The organism is Helicobacter sp. (assembly GCF_022511165.1).
Classification (GTDB): Bacteria; Campylobacterota; Campylobacteria; order Campylobacterales; family Helicobacteraceae; genus Helicobacter_C.
The window spans coordinates 1-3,722 of record NZ_JAFLSB010000070.1; the positions used below are offsets into that span (position 1 = coordinate 1).

At 37.3% G+C, this 3,722-nt stretch carries 2 protein-coding genes and 1 pseudogene; 1 reads left to right on the forward strand and 2 read right to left on the reverse strand.

The features are described 5' to 3' along the window. A partial coding sequence (locus J1E28_RS07600; RefSeq protein WP_291028415.1) for an outer membrane protein occupies positions 1-573 on the forward strand: 573 nt, incomplete at its 5' end. 574 nt (positions 574-1,147) lie between these two features. Here J1E28_RS07600 and J1E28_RS07605 read toward each other — a convergent pair. Both J1E28_RS07605 and J1E28_RS07610 read right to left on the reverse strand, forming a co-directional pair. Next, positions 1,148-2,479, reverse strand: coding sequence for a hemolysin family protein (locus J1E28_RS07605; RefSeq protein WP_291028417.1), 1,332 nt, complete (start codon positions 2,477-2,479; stop codon positions 1,148-1,150). Between the two features lie 55 nt (positions 2,480-2,534). Next, positions 2,535-3,386, reverse strand: a pseudogene (locus tag J1E28_RS07610) (inorganic phosphate transporter); the annotation flags it as partial. Between the last annotated feature and the right edge of the window lie 336 nt (positions 3,387-3,722).

The window sequence follows — 3,722 nt, forward strand, 5'->3', positions numbered from 1 at the left end:
GCATTTGTAGGTGTAGGTGTAGGATATGGCGGAGCTAAAATTAAAGTTAGCGGAGCTGAAGAAGCAGGTTTTACTGGGGGAGATGGCAATTTCGGCGGAGTTGGCTATGAAATCATTGCGGGGTATAAGCAATTCTTTACGCCTGAATTTGGTTTGCGCTATTATGCAAACTTTGCTGGAGCAAATACAAGTGCAACTATTGAAGGTACTGATGAGACAGCTAAACTTAATGTAATGAATTATGGTGTGAATGTTGATGCACTCTATAATTTCATCAATGATGATTCTCTAAGCTTTGGCGCATTCTTAGGACTTGGCTTAGGTATGAATAGCTGGAGTGGCGATACTGTAAAAAATATAAAAAATGATTTAAGCAGTATTGGTAAGGTTAAGACAAGTGGCTTTGACCTTGCGCTTAATCTTGGTGTGCGCACAGAGATTGCTAAACATCACGGCATTGAAGTAGCTGCAAGAGTGCCATTCCTTGCTACGACTTTGATTGATAAAGATGGTATAAAAGGCACATTGCAGCAAACTTATAATGTTGGCGCACGCTATATCTTTAGCTTCTAAAGATATAGTTTTTCCTTAGGGGTAGGTATCCTTTCTGCCTCTAAGATATAGTTTTATCTTTCCCTTTAAAGAGCCTTAGCCTAAGCAAAAGCTTTTGTGTTTTCATATAAAAGGTTTTATCTAAAAATAAACCTTGTTTGTAAGATAAAGAGCTTAAAGTCTTTTTTCTCTCCCTTAAGATTTAATCATCTTAAGGGAGTAATAAACCCCCTTAAAGTAAGTTAAATGGCAATCTATTTTAAAGAAATAGATTGCCTCTTTTTTCTTTACTCCATTAATTTATTTGTCTGCATTGAGATATTTATATTAATCTATCTTGCTTTAAAATTTTCGTTTAGATTCTATATTTTTTCTTTGCAAAAAGGGTTATCTCTCTTTGTTTATAGATATCTCACTTACCCATTAAGCCAAAAAGAAAACTTCACTTTTTGCAAACAAGAGGGAAGCTTTGTTATTCACACTTTTAGCTTTAAAAAGCAGGGTGGATTCTAGAATCTTGGAATAAAAAAGAATCTCAATACACAAAGCATATAAAAATTGAGATTTTGTTTTTATAGAGATTTGCTATAAAATTTTAAGATTTTTGAGTAGATTTTGCTTCTTTTTGCAAAAGTGTTGCTTTAAGTTTTTTTATCCTCGCGCCGTCCATTTCAAGCACCTCAAAGGCAAAATATTCATCATTTATGCTATCTTTTATCACAGGCAATCGCCCAAATAACCCAAAGACATAGCCGCCTATGGTAATATGATCATTTGTATTTTCAAAAGCAATGCCTAGCATTTCTTCGATATGGGCAATTTCTAACTTTCCATCAAATTCATAAGTTTGCGCATCAAGCTGCCTCATATCCTCGATTTTTAAATCGTGCTCATCAGAAATATCGCCGATAATCTCTTCAATAATATCCTCCATTGTAAGCAGTCCTGAAGTCCCTCCATATTCATCAACCACAAGTGCAATGTGGATTTGCTGACGATTCATAGTATTAAGAATTTCGGAGATTCTTGCGCTCTCTGGCACAATAATGACATTTTGGACGAGCTTAGAGAGGTCGCACTCTCTATTTTTAATCGTATTTTCAAGCACATCGCGGATATGAATCATACCTAAGATATTATCTTTAGAATCTTGATAGTAGGGATAGCGCGTATGGTTGGTTTGTAGAATAATTTCGATATTTTTTTCATATTCATCTTGTGCATTCAAGCATATCATATCTTTGCGTGGAGTCATAATTTCTTTTGCAAGAGTATCGGAGAAATCTACCGCATTTTCGATAATTTTACCCTCAATAGAATCTAAATACCCTCCCTTAAGGCTCTCGCCCACGATGATTTTAAGCTCCTCATCGCTATGCGCCCCCTCGCCCCCACGCGCAGGAGCGATATGAATGAGTTTTAAAAAAAAGGCAGCAACCAAGTCAAAGAGTTTAATGAGTGGCGAGAAAATAATCCAAAATGTATAGAGGGGGCGTGCGATAATAAGCACCACAGATTCTGTTTTGGCAATAGCGATTGATTTTGGCACAAGCTCACCAAGCACGACGTGCAGGAGCGTTACAAAGATAAAGGCAAGCACTGAAGCAATGGTATGCACAAGAAAAGGTGAAGATTCTAAAACATAATAAAAAGGGAGGGCGATAAGATGAGCAAAAGCATTTTCGCTTACCCACCCAAGCGCAAGAGATGCAAAAGTAATCCCAAGCTGGGTTGCACTCAAATAAGTATCAAGTGAATAAGTCATTTTTAAAGCAAGAGAGGCATTTTTTACATTATTTTTAACAAGTTCTTCAAGCTTAGACTTTCGAATTTTAACAATCGCAAACTCTGAAACCACAAAAAAGGCATTGAGAAAAACCAAAAACAATGCCACAATAAGCATCAAAACCGACGAATACGGGTCCAAAGACTCTCCTTACGAAAAATAATTACAATTGTAATTTATCAAATCTTTTAAAAAACTAAAGTTCAAAACCAGCACTCATCATCACAAAATAAGTAAAAGCACCAAGAAGGGCAGATACAGGAACGGTAATAAGCCACGAAGCGATAATTTTGTTGATAGCACTTCGTTTTACAAGCTCGTGTTTATAAGCTTTTTTAAGTGATTTGCGCTCTTTTTTGTTTAAGCGAGGCATTATTTTGAGATTTTTGTTGTTTTTAAGAGCCTCAAGCATTAAACCCTTTCTTTTGATACTTGCTTTGTTAAAGTTATCTAAAAAAACTTCAACTTCTTGCGCATCTTTGCCTTTATGAGCCTCTATGATAATTTGCTGCATTTCACGATAACGTTTTTTGAGGTATTCTCGTAAGAATCCCACCCCAAAAATCGCACCTATGGCAATATGCGTTGAGCTTACAGGTAAGCCAAGTTGGGAAGCCAAAAGCACCGTTAGAGCTGCACTCATAGCAATACAAAACGCTCTCATTTTATCAATTTCTGTGATTTCACTTCCTACTGTGCGAATAAGTCTAGGTCCATAAAGCGCCAAGCCAAGAGAAATACCTAGCCCTCCCACAAGCATAATCCACAAAGGCACGGGTGCTTTTGAATGAGGGAGATTTCCTCCAGCAGCCAAAGAGGTTAAAGTCTCATTAATAGCCGCAAGTGGTCCAATGGCATTTGCCACATCGTTTGCGCCGTGTGTAAAACTTAGAAGTGCTGCAGCAAAAATAAGTGGAATTGTAAAAAGAGAATTTATATCTTCTTTGGTATTAAGGAGTGAATCTGCTTTTTTTGCAATGATAGGGCGCACAATAAAAAATACTATTATGGCAAATGCGAGGCTTATTGCCATAGAAATACCAAAATCAGTACTGCTTGATGAACCATAATAAGGATCAATTACCGATATACGATCAACTGATGCTGAGGGGAAACCTGAGATGTTCATCGGATAGGTGTTGGTAACGGTCATTGGGTCGCCATTATGATAACAGATCACGACAGCATCATCACCATAAAATTCACCTACGAGTTCCATGGCTACGTATCCACGAGTACACCATCCGCACCATGTGCCGGTAAATTCCTCACAAATAACTTTGGTGAGAAACTGGCTGTCTAAAACCGTAAAGTTGGCATACAAAGAATTATTGTAGGCATAGGCATCCTCTGTTCCGTTGACAGATTTCACTTTTACTTCTAC